This window comes from Actinoplanes sp. NPDC049316, from assembly GCF_040677315.1.
GTDB lineage: Bacteria > Actinomycetota > Actinomycetes > Mycobacteriales > Micromonosporaceae > Actinoplanes.
Map to the genome: position 1 here is coordinate 101,339 of NZ_JBFAQM010000002.1, position 18,491 is coordinate 119,829.

Consider the following 18,491-nt stretch of genomic DNA (forward strand, 5'->3'; position numbering starts at 1 on the left):
TGCCCTTCCCACGGTGGCCCGCGCACGTGCTGCGCGCGCGGGCCACCTGCGCCGCAAAGCCTCCGACAACCTGCTGGCGTACGCGTTCATGGCCGCGGGCCTGGCCTGCTTCGCCGTCTTCTCCTGGTACCCGCTGGTCCGGGGGGTGATCCTCAGCTTCCAGCAGGACAACTTCGTGGTCCCGCCGTACTGGGTGGGGCTGGACAACTACCGCGCCCTCTTCGACGACCCGCTGTTCTGGACGGCCTGGAAGAACACGCTGTACTTCACCGGGCTCGCGCTGGTCTTCGGCTTCGCGCTGCCGTTCTTCATCGCGGTGCTGCTCAACGAGTTCCGCCACTTCAGCGGCTACTTCCGGGTGCTGGTCTACCTGCCCGTGATGCTGCCGCCGATCGTCGCGGTGCTGCTGTGGCGCTACTTCTACGACCCCGGCGCCGGCCTGTTCAACACGCTGCTGCGGGGCGTGGGACTGCCCGAGTCGCAGTGGACCCAGTCGTCGAGCACCGCCATGATCTCGCTGGTGCTCGTCTCGACCTGGGCCAACCTGGGCGGTGCGACACTGATGTACCTGGCCGCGCTGCAGGGCATCCCCGGCGAGCTGTACGAGGCCGCGGAGCTGGACGGCGCGAGCGTCTGGCAGCGGCTGCGGCACGTCACCTTCCCGCAGATGCGGTTCATCATGCTGGTCCTGCTGCTGCTGCAGATCATCGCGACCATGCAGGTGTTCATCGAACCGTACGCGCTGACCGGCACCTCCAACCCGGACACGATCACGGTGATGGTGCTGGTGTACCGCTACGCCTTCACCGTCAACAACGACTTCGGCCTCGCCGCCGCGATGAGCGTGCTGCTGTTCGTCGTGCTCGGCGCGTTCTCCGCGCTGTACCTGCGGCTGACCCGCAGCAGCGGGGACTAGGAGACCACGATGACCCTCACCGCCCCGCCGCAGAGCCCGGCCGGCACGGCGCCGCCGAGGCCCGTGCCGGCCCGCCGGAAGCGGCACATCGGCGCCACCGGCTCGGCGAGCCGTACGCTCATCTCCACGGTCGACCTGCAACGGCACCGCAGGCTCTACTTCCTCGCACTCGGCGCCACGCTCGTGGTGTTCACGCTGGTGTTCCTCTTCCCGCTGTACTGGATGGTCACCAGTGCGGTGAAGTCGCCCGCCGAGTACGCCCAGAGCACCCCCACCTTCATCCCGCAGTCCTGGCACCCCGAGACGTACGCGACCGCGTGGACGAACATGCGGATCGCCAAGTACTTCACCAACACGGTGTTCTACGCGGTCGGCGGCTGGCTCCTCTCGCTGCTCGTGGACGTCGGGGTCGCGTACGCGCTGAGCAAGCTAAAACCGGTGTTCGGCCGGGTGGTGCTCGGCGCGATGCTGGCCAGCCTGATGCTGCCGGCCGCGGCCCTGCTGGTGCCGGCGTACAAGACGGTCGCCGACGTGCCGCTGGTGCACGTCAACCTGCTCAACACCCCGTGGGCGCTGTGGCTGCCGGCCGCGGCCAACGCGTTCAACGTCTACGTGCTGAAGCGCTTCTTCGACCAGATCCCGGACGACCTGCTCGACGCGGCGGCCATCGACGGCGCCGGGCGGTTGCGCCAGCTGTGGTCGATCGTCCTGCCACTGTCCCGGCCGGTGCTCGGAGTCACCTCGATCTTCATCATCGTCGCGATGTGGAAGGACTTCCTCTGGCCGCTGCTGGTGCTGCAGGACCCGGAGAAGCAGACGCTGAGCGTCGCGCTGGCCCGGCTCGCCAACACCAGTCAGGTGCCGCCGACGGAGTTCATGGCCGGCCTGGCCATCGCGAGCGTACCCATGATCGTCGTCTTCCTGATCTTCCAGCGCAGCATCATCGGCGGGCTCTCCGCGGGCTCCCTCAAGGGCTGAACGTCAAGAAAGCAGGTCACTGTGCCCAATTCCTGGTGGCGCGATGCCGTCATCTACCAGGTGTACCCGCGCAGCTTCGCCGACTCGGACGGCGACGGCGTCGGCGACATCGACGGGATCCGTGCCCGTCTGGACCACCTGGCGAGCCTCGGCGTGGACGCGATCTGGATGAGCCCGTGGTACCCGTCGCCGATGGCCGACGCGGGGTACGACGTCGCCGACTTCCGCGACATCGACCCGGCCTTCGGCACCCTCGCCAAGGCCGAGGCGCTGATCGCCGAGGCGCACGCCGTGGGCATCCGCACGATCGTCGACATCGTGCCCAACCACGTGTCCAGCGAGCACGCGTGGTTCAAGAAGGCCCTCGCCGATCCCGGGGCGCCGGAACGGGAGCTGTTCTGGTTCCACCCCGGCCGTGGCGAGAACGGCGACGAGATGCCGACCGACTGGGTCGGCGAGTTCGGCGGCACGACGTGGACGCGGACGACCAACCCGGACGGCACGCCCGGCGACTGGTACCTGCACCTGTTCACCCCGGAACAGCCCGACCTCAACTGGGACCACCCCCGGGTCCGCGCCGAGTTCGAGGACATCCTGCGGTTCTGGTTCGACCGCGGCGTCGACGGCATCCGCATCGACTCGGCCGCGCTGCTGTTCAAGGACCGGGCGCTCCCACCGGTCGTCGAGGGCGAGCGGCACCCCTTCCACGACCTCGACGAGGTGCACGAGGTCTACCGCGCGTGGCGCCGGGTGTCGGAGAGCTATCCCGGCCGGGCGCTGATCGGCGAGGTGTGGATGCCCGAGGTCGAGCGCTTCGCCAACTACCTGCGCCCCGACGAGCTGCACGCCGCGTTCAATTTCGACTTCCTCGGCTGCGCCTGGGACGCCGCGCTGATGCGCGCGTGCATCGACCGTACGCTCGACGCCCACCGCGCGGTCGGCGCGCCCGCCACCTGGGTGCTGTCCAATCACGACGTCACCCGGCACGTCACCCGGTACGGCCGTGCCACCACCACGTTCAGCTTCGACGACAACCTCGACGGCACCCCGGTCGACCTCGAGCTCGGCACCCGCCGCGCCCGCGCCGCCGCCCTGCTGTCGCTGTCGCTGCCCGGCGCCACGTACGTCTACCAGGGCGAGGAGCTCGGCCTCTGGGAGAACGAGAACATCCCCGTCGAACGTCTGCAGGACCCGATGTACGCCCGCCGCGGGCACAGCCGCGACGGCTGCCGCGTCCCGCTGCCGTGGAGCGGTGACGAACCGCCGTTCGGCTTCTCCACCGCGGAACCGTGGCTCCCCCAGCCGCGGGAGTGGAAGGACCGTACGGTCCAGGCCCAGACCGGCGACCCGAGCTCGATGCTGGAGCTGTACCGCTCGGCCATCGCCGCCCGCAAGGCCGAGCCCGGGCTGCACGGCCCGGATTTCGCGTGGCTGTCCGCCGGGACCGGCGTGCTCGCCTACCGCCGAGGGCGACAGCTCGCGTGCGTCCTCAACCTGTCTCCGGAAGCCATCGAGCTTCCGGCGCACGAATCCGTCCTGCTCACCAGCAGCCCCCTGGACGGCGACGCCCTTCCCCCGGACACCGCCGTCTGGCTGCGCCTGGCCACCTGACCCGAAAGGCATCCCCATGGCCCGCACCGTCCCCCGAACCCTGGCCGTCGTGGCCACCACCGCGGTGGTGGCCTCGGCCACCGCCGCGATCGTCACCTGGACCGCCGCCCCGGCGCAGGCCGCCGGGCTCTCCCCCTTCGACATCCCCGGACGCGGCGCCTCGGTGCCGTTCGTCGAGCAGGAGGCGGAGGCGGCCAGCACCACCGGCACGAAGACCGGCACCAGCCGCTACTACGGTCAGTTGTCGTCGGAGGCGTCCGGCCGCGAGGCGGTCACCCTCGACGCCGTCGGCGAGTACGTCGAGTTCACCCTGACCAAGCCCGCCAACGCGATGACGTTCCGCTACAGCATCCCGGACGGCAACAACGGCGCCGGCCGCGACGCCTCGCTGGACGTACGCGCGAACGGCACGGTCGTGAAGTCCGTGCCGGTCACCTCGAAGTACGGCTGGTTCTACGGCGGCTACCCGTTCAACAACAACCCGGGCGACTCGAACCCGCACCACTTCTACGACGAGGCGCGGACGATGTTCGGCACGACGTACGCGGCCGGCACGAAGATCCGTCTCCAGGTCACCTCCACCGCGCAGTCGCCCACCTTCACCATCGACCTGGCCGACTTCGAGAACGTCCCGGACCCGATCGGCAAGCCGTCCGGCGCGATCGACGTGGTGGCCGACTACGGCGCCGACCCGACCGGCGCGACCGACTCGACGGCCGAGTTCCAGGCCGCCGTCAACGCCGGGTCGTCCTCCGGCCGTACGGTCTACGTGCCGCGGGGCAACTACACGCTCTACAGCCACGTCATCGTCGACCGCGTGACGCTGGCCGGCGCCGGTCCCTGGTACACCGTGCTCGGCGGTCGCCACCCGACCCAGCGCAACCAGGCCGCCGGCATCTACGGCAAGTACGTCGCCGACGGCGGCCCCAGCCGGAACGTCACGGTCCGCGACCTCGCGGTCATCGGCGACATCCGCGAGCGGGTCGACGACGATCAGGTCAACGCGTTCGGCGGCGCGATGACCGACTCGACGATCGACAACGTGTGGATGCAGCACACCAAGGTCGGCGCATGGATGGACGGACCGATGGACCGGTTCACCATCAAGAACAGCCGCATCCTCGACCAGACCGCCGACGGCGTGAACTTCCACATCGGCGTCACGAACTCGACGGTCACCAACACGTTCGTTCGCAACACCGGCGACGACGGCCTGGCCATGTGGGCGCAGGACGTCCCCAACGCGAACAATTCGTTCACCCACAACACCGTCGTGGCCCCGATCCTGGCGAACAACCTCGTCAGCTACGGCGGCCGGGACATCGTCATGACCGACAACGTCGTGTCCGACACGGTCACCAACGGCGGTGGCATCCACGTCGCCAACCGGTACCCGGGCGTCACCGGGCCGACGGCCGTCGCCGGCACGTGGACGCTGGCCCGCAACACGCTCATCCGGGCCGGGAACTCCGACTACAACTGGAACTTCGGCGTCGGGGCGATCTGGTTCAGCGGCCTCAACGCCCCGCTCACCGGCGCCTCCATCAACATCACCGACACCGACATCCTGGACAGCTCGTACGCCGCCCTGCACTGGATCGAGGGCCAGTCCAGCGGCATCCGGCTCAGCAACGTCAACATCGTCGGCGCCGGCACGTACGCCCTCCAGGTGCAGGCCCCCAGCCAGGTCACCTTCGACAACGTCCGGGCGAGCGGCATCGCGCAGGCCAAGCCGATCCACAACTGCGTCGGCTCGGGCTTCCAGGTCACCCGGACCGGCACGAACACGGGCTGGTACACCGACACCCCGGACTGCGGCCCCTGGCCCGCGCCGCAGTGGAACAGCACTCCGACCACACCACCGACCACACCACCGACGACCCCTCCGGTTGATGGAAATCTCGCTCGCGGCCAGGCCGTCACCACCTCCAGCACCTCGGGGCCCTACACCGGCGCGAACGCGGTCGACGGCAACGCGGCCACCTATTGGGAGAGCGCCAACGGTTCCTTCCCGCAGACGTTCACAGTGGACCTCGGTTCCTCGCAGAACGTCGGGCGGCTGGTGCTGAAGCTGCCGTCCGGCTGGGAGACGCGCTCGCAGACCATCGCGGTGTCCGGGTCGGCCGACGGCTCGTCGTACTCGTCGCTCGTGGGCGCGCAGGCGTACACGTTCAACCCGGCGAGCGGGAACGCCGCGACGATCACCCTGCCCACCGGCAGCCGTCGCTTCGTGCGGCTGACCTTCTCGGCCAACACGGGGTGGCCGGCGGGTCAGCTGGCGGAGCTCGAGGCGTACGCGGACGGCGGCAGCACCACCCCGCCGCCGACCACCCCACCGCCCACGGGGAACCTCGCCGCCGGGCGCACCGTGACCGCGACCAGCCAGGCGGACGTCTACACCCCGGCCAACACGGTGGACGGCAACGCCAACACCTACTGGGAGAGCGCCAACAACGCCTTCCCGCAGTCGCTCACGGTCGACCTGGGCCAGAACCGCTCGGTCTCCCGGGTCGTGCTCAAGCTGCCGCCCGCGGCCGCCTGGGCGACGCGGACCCAGACGCTCTCGGTGCTGGGCTCCACCGACGGCTCGTCCTACGGCACGGTCAAGGCGAGCGCCGGGTACACCTTCAACCCGTCCTCGGGTAACACCGCGACCGTCACGTTCCCGGCGACGACCCAGCGCTACCTGCGGCTGACGTTCACCGGCAACACCGGCTGGCCCGCGGGCCAGCTCTCGGAGTTCGAGGTCTACGCCTCGTAGCAAGAACCGCTCCTCTCCCCACACCGGCGAAGTCCACCCGCACGGAAGAAGGCGCGCCCAACCATGTCTAGAATGCGACGAATTATGGTGGCTCTCGCCGCCGCCTCCCTCACCACCGCCGTCCTCCAGGTCGTCTCCCCCACCACCCCCGCCGCCGCGGCCGGACCCAACCTCGCCGCCGGCAAGACCTTCACCGCCAGCAGCTTCACCGACGTGTACGGCGCCGGCAACGCCGGCGACGGCAACGCGAGCACGTACTGGGAGAGCGCCAACAACGCCTTCCCGCAGTGGCTGCAGGTCGACCTCGGCCAGGCCGTCAGCGTGAACCAGACCGTCCTCAAGCTGCCGCCGGCGACCGCGTGGCAGACCCGGACGCAGACCCTCGCAGTGCAGGGCAGCACCACCGGCTCGAGCTTCACCGACCTCAAGCCCAGCGCCGGCTACACCTTCAACCCCGCCACCGGCAACACCGTGACCATCGACTTCGGCGCCGCCACCACCCGCTACGTGCGCCTGACGATCACCGGGAACACCGGCTGGCCGGCCGGGCAGATCTCCGAGCTCGAGGTGTACGGGCCGGCCACCGGCGACACGCAGGCGCCGAGCGCGCCGGGCGGGCTCGCGTACAGCCAGCCGGCGAGCGGTCAGATCCGGCTGACATGGAACGCGTCGACGGACAACGTCGGCGTCACCGGCTACGAGATCTACGCCAACGGCTCGCTGCGCACCACGGTCGCCGGGAACGTGCTGACGTACCTGGACAACCAGCCCGACAGCGCGACGGTGCAGTACTACGTGCGGGCCCGCGACGCGGCCGGGAACGTCTCGGCCAACAGCAACACGGTGACGCGTACGGGCACCTCCGGCGACACCGTCGCGCCGACCACGCCCGGCACGCTGTCGTACACCCAGCCGGCGGCCGGGCAGATCCGCCTCGCGTGGGGCGCGTCGTCCGACAACGTCGGCGTCACCGGTTACGAGGTGTACGCCAACGGCTCGCTCAAGACGAGCGTGGCCGGGAACGTGCTCACCTACACCGACAACCAGCCGGCGAGCGCGACCGTGGCGTACTACGTCAAGGCGCGCGACGCGGCCGGCAACGTCTCCGCCGCGAGCAACACGGTGACCCGGACCGGCACGGTCACCGACGGCACCAACCTCGCCGTCGGCAAGCCCATCACCGCCTCGTCGACCGTCTTCACGTTCGTCGCCGCCAACGCGAACGACAACGACACGGCCACGTACTGGGAGGGCAGCGCGTACCCGGCGAACCTGACGGTGTCGCTCGGCGCGAACGCCACCACCAGCTCCGTCGTGGTCAAGCTCAACCCGTCGAGCGAGTGGGGTACGCGTACGCAGACGTTCTCGGTGCTGGGCCGCGAGCAGAGCGCGAGCGCCTTCACCACGCTCGTGGGCTCGGCGACGTACACGTTCAACCCGGCGAGCGGCAACACGGTGACCATCCCGGTCAGCGCGACCGCCGCGGACGTACGGCTGAGCTTCACCGCCAACACCGGCGCGCCCAGCGGCCAGGTCGCGGAGTTCCAGGTCATCGGCGTCCCCGCGCCGAACCCGGACCTCACGATCAGCGGCATGTCGTTCACGCCGTCCGCGCCGGTGGAGACGGACTCGGTCACGCTGTCGGCGACGGTCCGCAACGCCGGGAACGCCGGCAGCCCCGCGTCGTCGGTGACCTTCTACCTCGGCGGCACCAAGGTGGGCACCGCCAACGTCGGCGCCCTCGCGGCCGGCGCGTCGGCCACGGTCACCGCGGCCGTCGGCGCCCGCGACGCGGGTACGTACACCCTGAGCGCCAAGGTGGACGAGGCGAACACGGTCATCGAGCAGAACGACGCGAACAACGCGTACACGAATCCGGGCGACCTCGTGGTCGCGCCGGTCTCCAGCTCCGACCTCGTCGCGTCGGTGGTCAGCTGGTCGCCGTCGAACCCGTCGGCGGGCCAGACGGTCACCTTCACCGTCACCCTGCGCAACCAGGGCACCGCCGCCTCGGCCGGCGGGGCACACGGCGTGACCGTGACGGTCCTCGGCGACAACGGGTCGGTCGTGAAGACCCTGACCGGCTCCTGGTCCGGCACGCTGGCGCCGGGCGCGTCCTCGCCCGCGATCAACCTCGGCACGTGGACCGCCGTCAACGGCAAGTACACGGTCCGCACGGTGCTGGCGAACGACGGCAACGAGCTGCCGGTCAAGCAGGGCAACAACACCAGCGAGAAGCCGTTCTTCGTCGGCCGCGGCGCCAACATGCCCTACGACATGTACGAGGCCGAGGACGGCACCGTCGGCGGCGGCGCGCAGGTGGTCGGCCCCAACCGCAAGGTCGGCGACCTGGCCGGCGAGGCGTCCGGGCGCAAGGCGGTCACGCTCAACACGACCGGCGCGTACGTGCAGTGGACGACCCGGGCGGCCACCAACACGGTCGTGGCCCGCTTCTCCATCCCGGACAACACGACCAGCTCGATCAACGTGTACGTCAACGGCTCGCTCAACAAGACGCTGCCGCTCACCTCGCGCTACGCGTGGCTGTACGGCAACGAGACCGCGCCGCAGAACTCGGGCACCGGCCCGCGGCACATCTACGACGAGGCGAACATCATGCTGACCGCCTCGTACCCGGCCGGCAGCACGATCAAGCTGCAGAAGGACTCGGGCAACGGCGGGAACGTCGCGATCGACTTCATCAACACCGAGCAGGTCGCGCCGGTCGCCAACCCCAACCCGGCCACGTACGTGGTGCCCACCGGCTTCGACCAGCAGTCCGTGCAGGCCGCGCTCGACGCGGCCCGGATGGACAGCAGCAAGGTCGGCGTCTACCTCCCGCCGGGTGACTACCAGACCTCCAACAAGTTCCAGGTGTACGGCAAGGCGACCCAGGTCGTCGGCGCGGGCCCCTGGTACACGAGGTTCTTCACGCCGCAGAACCAGTCGGAGACCGACGCCGGCTTCCGGGCGGACGCCACGGCGAACGGCTCCACGTTCAAGAACTTCGCGTTCTTCGGCAACTACACGATCCGCCAGGACGGCCCGGGCAAGGTGTTCGACTTCGCCAACGTCGCGAACATCACCATCGACAGCATCTGGGCCGAGCACACGGTCTGCCTCTACTGGGGCGCGAACACCGACCACATGGTCATCAAGAACTCGCGCATCCGGAACCTGTTCGCCGACGGCGTGAACATGACCAACGGCAGCACCGACAACCTGGTCGACAACAACGACGCCCGGGCCACCGGCGACGACAGCTTCGCGCTGTTCTCGGCGATCGACGCGGGCGGCTCGGACGAGATCAACAACGTCTACTCCAACCTGTCCACCACGCTCACCTGGCGCGCCGCGGGCATCGCGGTCTACGGCGGGTACGCCAACACGTTCAAGAACATCTACATCGCGGACACCCTGGTCTACTCGGGCATCACGATCAGCTCGCTGGACTTCGGCTACCCGATGAACGGCTTCGGCGCGGACCCGCCGACCGTGTTCGACAACATCTCGATCGTCCGCGCCGGCGGCCACTTCTGGGGCGCGCAGACGTTCCCGGCGATCTGGGTGTTCTCGGCGTCCAAGGTGTTCCAGGGCATCCGGGTCAGCAACGTCGACATCGTCGACCCGACGTACTCGGGCATCATGTTCCAGACCAACTACGACAAGAGCGGCAAGCAGGAGTTCCCGATCAAGGACACGGTCTTCACGAACGTGTCGATCAGCGGGGCGCAGAAGAGCGGCGACGAGTTCGACGCCAAGTCCGGCTTCGGCATCTGGGCCAACCCGATGCCGGAACAGGGCCAGGGTCCGGCGGTCGGCTCGGCCACGTTCACGAACCTGCGGCTGAGCAACAACTGGCGCGACATCGAGAACACGACGTCCACCTTCACCATCGTGCGTAACTGACGACGTACCACTGAAGGCGCGCGGCCCGCTCTCTGCGGGTCGCGCGCCTTCCGTGTCAGTAGCAGAGCCCGGTGCTCTTCGGCATGCCGTAGTCCGCGCACTGGACGTCGCTGCCTTCGCCGACCTTCTTCCACGTCTTGGTGGCGCGCGTGTACTGGAAGATGACGACGCCGTCGCCCTGCTGCTCCGGGCTCGGCGCGGTGAGCGCGGCGGTGGCCCAGCCCTGCGAGCACCGGATGTCGGCGGGCTTGATCCGGTATCCGGCGGGGTAGTCGGCGGCCTCCTCGAGAATCGCCGCGCTCACCGGACAGCCGGTGTCCGCCGGGCGGCTCGGCGGCGAGGAGGTCCTCGGCGACGACGGGCGATGGGTCGTCTCCCGGCGGGTGGGCGTCGTCCCGGTGGGCGTGACGGTCCTGCTCGGCGTCGCGGTCGGGGCCGGCGTGCTCGGCTCCGCGCTCGTGCTGGCGCTGGGCACGGTCGCGGGCGGCAGCGCCGGCGACTGCTGCCGCTGCGCCAGCGCGACGGGGACACCGATGGCCAGCACGGCGGCGGCGACCGCGCCACCGGACGCGATCGCCCGGCGGCGGCCCAGCCGGCGGGAGGTATGCACGGTCCGGTCGTACAGGTCGGTGCTGCCGCCGTGCTCCGCCAGCCCGGCCATGGCCTGGCGGAGCACGGGCAGGTCGTCGTCGTCGCTCATCGGGCTGCTCCTTCGGCCGCCGAGGACGCGATCAGGTCCGGGGCGATGGCGCGCAGACGGGCCAGCGCCTTGCTGGTCTGGCTCTTGATGGTGCCGATCGAGCAGGACAGCTGGGCGGCGGCCTCGGCCTCCGTGCGGTCCTCGAAGTAGCGCAGCACCAGCACGGCACGCTGCCGCGGGGTCAGCTGCGCAAGGGCCTGGTGCAGGCTGACCTGCAGGTCGACCCGGGCGCTGTGGTCGCGCACCGGGTCGGCCCGGTCGAGCAGCTCGCTGTCCAGCGACTCGGCGAACCGCCGGCGCCGCCACCGGCTCACGTGCAGGTGGTACATGGCGGTCCGGGTGTACGCCTCGAAGTGCCCCTCGTCGGCGAGCTTGCGCAGCGCCCGGTGGGTCCGTGCGAGCGCGTCCTGCACGAGGTCCTCGGCCAGATGCCGGTCACCGGTGAGCAGGAACGCGGTACGCAGCAGAGCCGGCGTCCGCGCCCGCACGAACTCGCTGAAGTCGGCCGCGATCGGACCGTCCACGCCGGCTCCACCCCCGTGTCACTGCCGGTCACCCCGGATCACTTCGAGCGGCACTGTACCGCGTCAGTCCCGGGTCGAGCAGAGACCGGCGCTCTTCAGGATCCCGTAGTCCGCGCAGTCGAGCGAGCTGCCCTCGCCCACCTTCTTCCAGGTCTTCGAGGCGGCCGCGTACTTGAACAGGATGACACCGTCACCCTGCTGCTCCGGACTCGGTGCGGTCACCCCGGCCGTGGCCCAGCCCTGGGAGCAGCGGACGTCGGCGGGCTTGATGCGGTATCCGGCGCTCAGGCCGGCCGCCCGCTGCAGGGTCGAGGCCTGCACCGGGCAGCCGTCGGTCCCCGCCGGCACCCGGGTGGCCGCCGGCCGGGGCGCCCGGGTGGCCGTGGGCTTCGCCGCCGGTGTGGCCGTCGCGGCGGCAGCCGGTCCGGTCGCGGTGGCCGCCGGTTCCGGTGCGGAGCCGGCCGAGCCGGCAGCCGCCGAGGACGGGGGCGCGATCGCCTCGGGGGCAACGGGATCCTGGCCGCCGCATCCGGTGAGGATCAGCAGAGCGGCACCGGCGACGACGCCGGAAACGTGGGCACGCAAACGCATCGGAGAACCTCTTCGTCGATAGGTGTGGAAGACGAGCACGTCCGCGCCTGCTTCACCGGTATCCGCCTGCGCCGTGGTCGTCGCCGGGCCCGGCGGCCGGTCGGGCCCCTGAGCGACGCTCACACCCGGGTACACGCCACCGCGCCGGCGGTGGTTGCCGCGGGTGGGAAAGAATTTCTCCGGCGTCAGGGCCGGGGGTCGGACCGCAGCGAGGAGCCCGGCGTCCCGGCGCGGCGCAGCCCGGCCGCCCGGACGAAGATCCGCCGCCGGGCCACGGCCTGACCACGACCGTCCAGCTGGTACCCGTCCAGCCACACCCAACCGGCGTACGTGGGCCGCGAGTCCACGGCGATGATGCGGAACGCGAACCCGGACCGGCCGGTGAACTGCACGCTGGCGGCCCGCCCCACCAGCACCACGTCGCCGGGGCTCAGCGCGGGTACGCCCTCGGTCACGGCTCACCCACCTCCGGCCGCGCAGGCCGGAGCTCACCGGCCCAGCTTCACCCTGATCCGTCCCGGCGCGACCGGCAATCGCCCACACGGATATGGCACACGCCGAACCTCCGCGGACGCGTTGTGCCTGCCGACCGTCACCGGGGCGCACCTTCGTCCGGCACACCGAAGTGTGATCCGCGGCCGCCGATCACACTGCCCGCATGACTCGAAGCAACGACTACTACACGAGACGTGACGACACCACGGTTCCGCGAGCGCGCCGCCGCCGCAGCCCCGCCGTCACGGGCACGCTGTGGCTGATCGGCGGGGTGGCCTTCGTCGGTGGTGGAGCCGGCGACATCGCCGGCTACCCCGTCGACGGCCTGGCACCGAGCGCGGTCTTCCTGTTCGGCGTGCTGTGCCTCGTGATCGCCTGGCGGCGCAGCGCCCGGGCCCACCGGGAGGCAGACCCGGCGCTCTGATCCGCCGGCCGCGCCGCGTCTTCTCAGCGACTGTCCGAGTCACCACCGGTGACCGCCGCCCGGCCCGCCTCCAGCCGCGCGACCGGCACCCGGAACGGCGAGCACGACACGTAATCCAGACCCACGTCGTGGAAGAAGTGCACCGACTCCGGCTCGCCGCCGTGCTCGCCGCAGACGCCGAGCTTGAGGTCCGGCTTCACCGCGCGGCCCTCCTCCGCGGCGATGCGGATGAGCCGGCCGACGCCGTCGCGGTCGATGGACTCGAAGGGCGAGATGCCGAAGATGCCGAGCTCGAGGTAGCGCCAGAAGAACGCGCCCTCGACGTCGTCGCGGGAGAAGCCCCAGCCCATCTGGGTGAGGTCGTTGGTGCCGAAGGAGAAGAAGTCCGCCGCCTCGGCGATCTGGCCGGCGGTCAGCGCCGCGCGCGGCACCTCGATCATCGTGCCGATCTGGACGCGGACCCCGGTCTCGCCGATCACCTCGGCGACGATCTGCTCGCACTCGCGGCGTACCGTCTCGAGCTCCTGGACGGCGCCGACCAGCGGGACCATGATCTCCGGGCGCGGGTCGAGGCCCTCGGCGGCGAGCTGCGCCGCCGCCTCCGCGATCGCGCGGACCTGCATCGCGAACAGACCGGGGATGACCAGGCCCAGGCGTACGCCGCGCAGCCCCAGCATCGGGTTCTGCTCGTGCATGCGGCGTACGGCGTCGAGCAGGCGCTCCTCGTCGGCGTGCGCCTCGCCCCGCTCGCGGGCCAGCGCCACGGTCACGGCCAGCTCCTCCAGCGACGGCAGGAACTCGTGCAGCGGCGGGTCGATGAGCCGTACGGTCACCGGCAGCCCGTCCATGGCCCGGAACAGGTCGACGAAGTCGGCGCGCTGCAGCGGCAGCAGGGCCGCGAGCGCGTCGTTGCGGGCGCTGTCGCTGACGGCGAGGATCAGCCGCTCGACCAGTTCCTTGCGGTCGCCGAGGAACATGTGCTCGGTGCGGCACAGCCCGATGCCCTCCGCGCCGAAGCGCCGCGCCCGGGCCGCGTCGGCGCCGGTGTCGGCGTTGGTGCGCACCACGAGCCGCCGGGTCGCGTCGGCGTGATCCATGATCATGTGTACGGCGTCCACGAGCGACGACTCGACGCTCTCACCCTCGAAGTACTGCACCACCTCGGAGGGGCGTACGGGCACCGCGCCCAGGTAGACGCAGCCGCTCGTGCCGTCGACGGAGATGACGTCGCCCTCCTGGACCGTACGGCCGTTCACGGTGAAGCGGTCCGCGGCGATCTCCAGCTGGTCGGCGCCGCACACGCAGGTCCGGCCCATGCCCCGCGCCACCACCGCGGCGTGGCTGGTCTTGCCGCCCCGCGCGGTCAGGATGCCCCGGGCGGCGATCATGCCGGCCAGGTCCTCGGGGTTGGTCTCGCGCCGGACCAGGATGACGTCCTCGCCGGCGCCGGCCAGCTCGGCCGCCCGCTGCGCGCTGAACACCGCCCTGCCCGACGCGGCGCCCGGGGACGCGCCGATGCCCTTGGTCAGCGCGGCCGGGTCGCCGGACAGGTCGAAGCGCGGGAACATCAGCTGCGCCAGCTGGGCTCCGGACACCCGGCGCAGCGCCTCGTCAAGGCTGATCATGCCCTCGTTCACGAGCTGCCCGGCGATCCGGAACGCGGCCGCGGCCGTACGCTTGCCGACCCGGGTCTGCAGCATCCACAGCTTGCCGCGCTCGATGGTGAACTCGATGTCGCACAGGTCGCGGTAGTGGCCCTCGAGCTTGGCCATGATCTCGAGGAGCTCGTCGTACGAGCGCCGGTCGAGGTTCTTGAGCTCCTCGAGCGGGACGGTGTTGCGGATGCCCGCGACCACGTCCTCGCCCTGGGCGTTCGCCAGGTAGTCGCCGTAGATGCCCTGGGCGCCGCTGGCCGGGTCGCGGGTGAAGGCGACGCCGGTGCCCGAGTCGGGCCCGAGGTTGCCGAAGACCATCGCGACGACGTTGACGGCCGTGCCGAGGTCGGCCGGGATGCGCTCCTGCCGGCGGTAGAGCACCGCGCGTTCGGCATTCCAGGAGCGGAACACCGCCTCCATCGCCAGCCGCATCTGTTCGCGCGGTTCCTGCGGGAACTCGTATCCGGTGTGCTTGGCGAAAATGCGCTTGTACGTCTGGACCAGCGCGCGCAGGTCGGCCGCGTCCAGGTGGAGATCGTCGGTGCCGCCCTTGGCCTTTTTCGCCTCTTCCAGCGCGTCGGAGAATTCCTCGCCCGGCACGTCGCACACCGTTTTGCCGAACATCTGGATCAGCCGCCGGTACGAGTCCCAGGCGAACCGGTCGTCGCCGCCGGCCTGCGCGGCCAGCCCGTCGACGCAGGCGTCGGTGAGCCCGACGTTGAGCACGGTCTCCATCATGCCGGGCATCGAGAACGCCGCCCCCGACCGTACGGAGACCAGCAGCGGATCGGCCGGGTCACCGAGCCGGCGCCCCATCGTGCGCTCCAGCACGGCGAGATGCCCGTCGATCTCCCCGGCGAGCCCGTCCGGGTTGCGCCCGGTCGCGAGGTACGCCTGGCAGGCCCGGGTGGTGACGGTGAATCCGGCCGGCACGGGCAACCCGAGGCGGGTCATCTCGGCCAGGTTCGCGCCTTTGCCGCCGAGGAGCTCCTTGAGGTCCTTGTGACCTTCCGAAAAATCGTAGACGTACTTCTCCCCGGCCATTCCCGCCTCCATTTCCATCCGAGCTAACGCTCGTTAATGGTGTCCCGGAGGTTAGGGGCGGCGCCACCGGAGGCCCTAGCGTTCGTGAAAAATTGCACAAGGTCGCGCGCAGGCCGGTGCGAAAGAGCGTGACTTCGAGCAGCCGCGCGCATCCTCCGGCCTCGTGACGAGGTCGTCATGCTTGATCGACGCCGGAAATGGGCACGTCACAGGTTCGGTACATGAGCTGGCGAGGCTCCGGTGAAGAGCTGACGACATAGGCGGTCTTGCATGACGGAGTCATTGAGTATCAGCAGGGGCGACGGCGAGGCCGCGCTCGGCACGGAGCTCACGCTCGGCGTGGAGGAGGAGTTGCACGTCGTCGATCTGCGGACCCGCGAGCTCGTGCCGCGCGCTCCGCAGATCCTCGAACAGCTCGAGCCCGAGAGCTTCTCCGCCGAGCTGCACCGGTCGGTGGTGGAGACGAACACCCCGGTCGCCGCCACCCTGGACGACCTGCGGGACGGCGTCGTGGGGCTGCGCCGCCGCGCCATCGGCGTCGCCGAGTCGCTCGGCCTGGGTCTCGTCGCCGCCGGGACGGTGCCGATCGTCGACCTCGACTCGCTGCCGGTCACCCCCACCTCGCGCTACCGCCGGATGGTCGACGAGTACCAGATGCTCGCGCGCGAGCAGCTCATCTGCGGGGCTCAGGTGCACGTGGGCATCGCCGACCGCGACGAGGCGGTGTCGATCGCCCAGCGGGTCACTCCGGCGCTGCCCGTGCTGCTGGCGCTGTCGGCCAGTTCGCCGTACTGGATGGGCGAGGACAGCGGCTATGCCAGCGTGCGCTCGCTGGTGTGGATGCGCTGGCCGACGGCCGGCGACAGCGGCGTCGTCACCGGCGCGGCCGACCACGACGCCCTGGTCGCCGACCTCATCGCGTCGGGCACGATCAGCGACCCGAAGATGGTCTACTTCGACGTGCGCCCGTCGGCCCACCTGCCGACCGTGGAGCTGCGGGTCACCGACTCCAGCCCGGACGCGGACACGGTCGTGCTCCTCGCCGGGCTGTTCCGCGGCCTGGTGCTGCGGGCCCGGCAGGACTACCGCGCCGGGAAGCCGCTCGTGCCGACCCGTCCCCCGCTGCACCGCGCCGCGATGTGGCGGGCCGCCCGCTCCGGCCTGGAGGGCGACCTGCTCGACCTGCCCCGCTCGCCGGTGCCGGTGCCCGCCGCGGTCGCCGTGGAACGCCTCGTCGGCGACCTGCGCCCGCAGCTGGAGGAGCTCGGCGACTGGGAGCAGGTGTACGACCTGTCGGTGCAGGCGCTCAGCCGGGGCAGCTCGGCGGCCCGCCAGCGCCGGGCCATGGGGCGGCGGGGGCGGATCTCCGATGTGGTCGACCTGGTCGTGGCCGACACCCGGGGCGGCGCGACCGGCATCGGTCCCGGCGGTCAGACCGTGCCGGCCGGGCTCACCCCGTACGCGGCCGAGGGCGACGAGGCGTTCCCGGGCGGCGACGTCGTGCCGGCGTACCAGGGGATCCTCGACGCGCTGAGCGCGCTGGGCCCGGCCGGGCTGCGCCGCCGCGAGGACGCCAAGGACGACGAGCAGCGCGCCCGCGGGATCACGTTCAGCGTCGCCGGCGAGGCCGCCACCCGGCTCTTCCCGTTCGACCTGGTGCCGCGGATCGTGCCGGCCGGCGACTGGGGCCGGCTGCGCGGCGGGCTGATCCAGCGGGTCCGCGCGCTCGACGCGTTCGTCAACGACGTGTACGGCGACCGCACGGTGGTCCGCGACGGCGTGGTGCCGGAGTGGGTGATCGACGGCTCGCCCGAGCTGCGGCCCAGCGGGGCCCTGGTCAGCCGGCCCGGCGTCCGCGCGCAGGTGGCCGGCGTCGACCTCGTCCGCGACGGCGCGGGCAACTGGTGCGTGTTGGAGGACAACCTGCGGGTGCCGTCCGGGATCGCGTACGCGATGCAGAACCGCCGCCTCAGCGAGGCGGTCCTCCCCGAGCTGCCGCACCCGCCGGGCCTGCTGAGCCCGGAGCAGACGCCGCAGCTGCTCAAGCGTGCCCTGCTCGACGCGGCGGGTCCCGCCGCCGGCGACGACCCGCAGCTGGTCGTGCTCAGCCAGGGCCCCGACGACTCGGCGTGGTTCGAGCACCGGATGCTCGCCGAGGAGATGGGCGTGCCGGTGGTCCGCAGCACCGACCTGCTCGTCGACGACGGCGTGCTGCACCGCATCGCGAACGGGCGCAAGCACCGCGTCGACGTGGTCTACCTGCGGATGGGCGAGGACAGCCTGGTGCACTCCCCCGGCGCCGACGGGATGCCCCTGGGCCCGAGCCTGGTCGCGGCGCTGCACGCCGACACCCTCGTGCTCGCGAACGCCCTGGGCAACGGCATCGGCGACGACAAGGCCGTGTACGCGTACGTCCCGAAGCTCATCGAGTACTACCTCGGCGAGAAGCCGCTGCTCGCGGACGTGCCGACGTACCTGTGCGGGATCCCGGAGCAGCGCGCGGAGGTGCTGGACCGGCTGGAGGAGCTGGTCTGCAAGCCGGTGGACGGCTACGGCGGCGACCGCATCGTCATCGGCCCGCACGCCGGCCCCGAGGACCTCGCCGCGGTACGCCGCCAGATCCGTACGGCCCCGCACCGCTGGGTGGCCCAGGAGGTGGTGAACCTGTCGACCGCTCCGGTCTTCGACGGCCACGAGCTGGCCCCGCGCCACGTGGACCTGCGCGCCTTCGTGTTCACCGGCCGCGAGTCGGTGGTCGCGCCCGCGGCCCTGACCCGCGTCGCCCCGGCCGGGAGCATGATCGTCAACTCCTCCCGCGGCGGCGGCTCCAAGGACACGTGGCTCTTGAGCTGACCCCTTGACGACTGCGACATACGCCCGAAA

General features: G+C 71.1%; 12 protein-coding genes. 7 read left to right on the plus strand and 5 right to left on the minus strand.

The window, feature by feature from the left end; genetic code table 11:
- The first annotated feature begins 13 nt into the window (after positions 1-13).
- The 5 genes from AB0K03_RS03045 (at position 14) to AB0K03_RS03065 (ending at position 10,175) form a co-directional block, all read left to right on the plus strand.
- A complete protein-coding gene (locus AB0K03_RS03045; RefSeq protein WP_364679662.1) occupies positions 14-916 on the plus strand; it encodes a sugar ABC transporter permease in 903 nt (300 codons plus the stop codon).
- 9 nt (positions 917-925) lie between these two features.
- Positions 926-1,894, plus strand: coding sequence for a carbohydrate ABC transporter permease (locus tag AB0K03_RS03050; protein WP_364679664.1), 969 nt, complete (start codon positions 926-928; stop codon positions 1,892-1,894).
- Positions 1,895-1,915: 21 nt separating this feature from the next.
- Positions 1,916-3,505, plus strand: coding sequence for a glycoside hydrolase family 13 protein (locus tag AB0K03_RS03055; protein WP_364679667.1), 1,590 nt, complete (start codon positions 1,916-1,918; stop codon positions 3,503-3,505).
- A gap of 16 nt (positions 3,506-3,521) precedes the next feature.
- Positions 3,522-6,266, plus strand: coding sequence for a discoidin domain-containing protein (locus AB0K03_RS03060; protein WP_364679670.1), 2,745 nt, complete (start codon positions 3,522-3,524; stop codon positions 6,264-6,266).
- A gap of 84 nt (positions 6,267-6,350) precedes the next feature.
- A complete protein-coding gene (locus AB0K03_RS03065; RefSeq protein WP_364679672.1) occupies positions 6,351-10,175 on the plus strand; it encodes a discoidin domain-containing protein in 3,825 nt (1,274 codons plus the stop codon).
- 55 nt (positions 10,176-10,230) lie between these two features.
- On the opposite strand, the gene AB0K03_RS03070 is transcribed toward AB0K03_RS03065, so the two are convergent.
- The 4 genes from AB0K03_RS03070 to AB0K03_RS03085 all read right to left on the minus strand — a co-directional run bounded on the left by AB0K03_RS03070 (position 10,231) and on the right by AB0K03_RS03085 (position 12,445).
- Positions 10,231-10,875 carry a hypothetical protein gene (locus AB0K03_RS03070; RefSeq protein WP_364679675.1) on the minus strand — a complete coding sequence of 215 codons (645 nt, stop codon included), beginning with the start codon at positions 10,873-10,875 and terminating at the stop codon, positions 10,231-10,233.
- Positions 10,872-11,399, minus strand: a complete 528-nt coding sequence (locus AB0K03_RS03075) for a SigE family RNA polymerase sigma factor (protein WP_364679677.1) — start codon at positions 11,397-11,399, stop codon at positions 10,872-10,874. Before AB0K03_RS03075 ends, AB0K03_RS03070 begins: the two co-directional genes overlap by 4 nt.
- Positions 11,400-11,462: 63 nt before the next feature.
- The gene (locus tag AB0K03_RS03080; RefSeq protein ID WP_364679680.1) at positions 11,463-11,990 is read right to left on the minus strand and encodes a hypothetical protein; all 528 of its coding nucleotides are present in this window, start codon (positions 11,988-11,990) and stop codon (positions 11,463-11,465) included.
- A gap of 185 nt (positions 11,991-12,175) precedes the next feature.
- Positions 12,176-12,445, minus strand: a complete 270-nt coding sequence (locus AB0K03_RS03085; RefSeq protein WP_364679682.1) for a hypothetical protein — start codon at positions 12,443-12,445, stop codon at positions 12,176-12,178.
- Positions 12,446-12,648: 203 nt separating this feature from the next.
- Here AB0K03_RS03085 and AB0K03_RS03090 point away from each other — a divergent pair, with 203 nt between their 5' ends.
- On the plus strand, positions 12,649-12,909 hold the full coding sequence (locus AB0K03_RS03090; protein ID WP_364679685.1) for a hypothetical protein: 261 nt from the start codon (positions 12,649-12,651) through the stop codon (positions 12,907-12,909).
- A 23-nt stretch (positions 12,910-12,932) separates the two neighbouring features.
- Here the strand turns inward: AB0K03_RS03090 and ppdK are convergent, their stop codons facing one another.
- Entirely contained in the window at positions 12,933-15,608 is a 2,676-nt protein-coding gene (gene ppdK, locus AB0K03_RS03095; RefSeq protein ID WP_364679688.1) for a pyruvate, phosphate dikinase, read from the minus strand.
- 282 nt (positions 15,609-15,890) lie between these two features.
- Between ppdK and AB0K03_RS03100 the strand changes: the two genes are divergently transcribed.
- Complete coding sequence (locus AB0K03_RS03100) at positions 15,891-18,461, plus strand: carboxylate--amine ligase/circularly permuted type 2 ATP-grasp protein (protein ID WP_364679690.1); 2,571 nt, start codon at positions 15,891-15,893, stop codon at positions 18,459-18,461.
- The last annotated feature ends 30 nt before the right edge of the window (positions 18,462-18,491 follow it).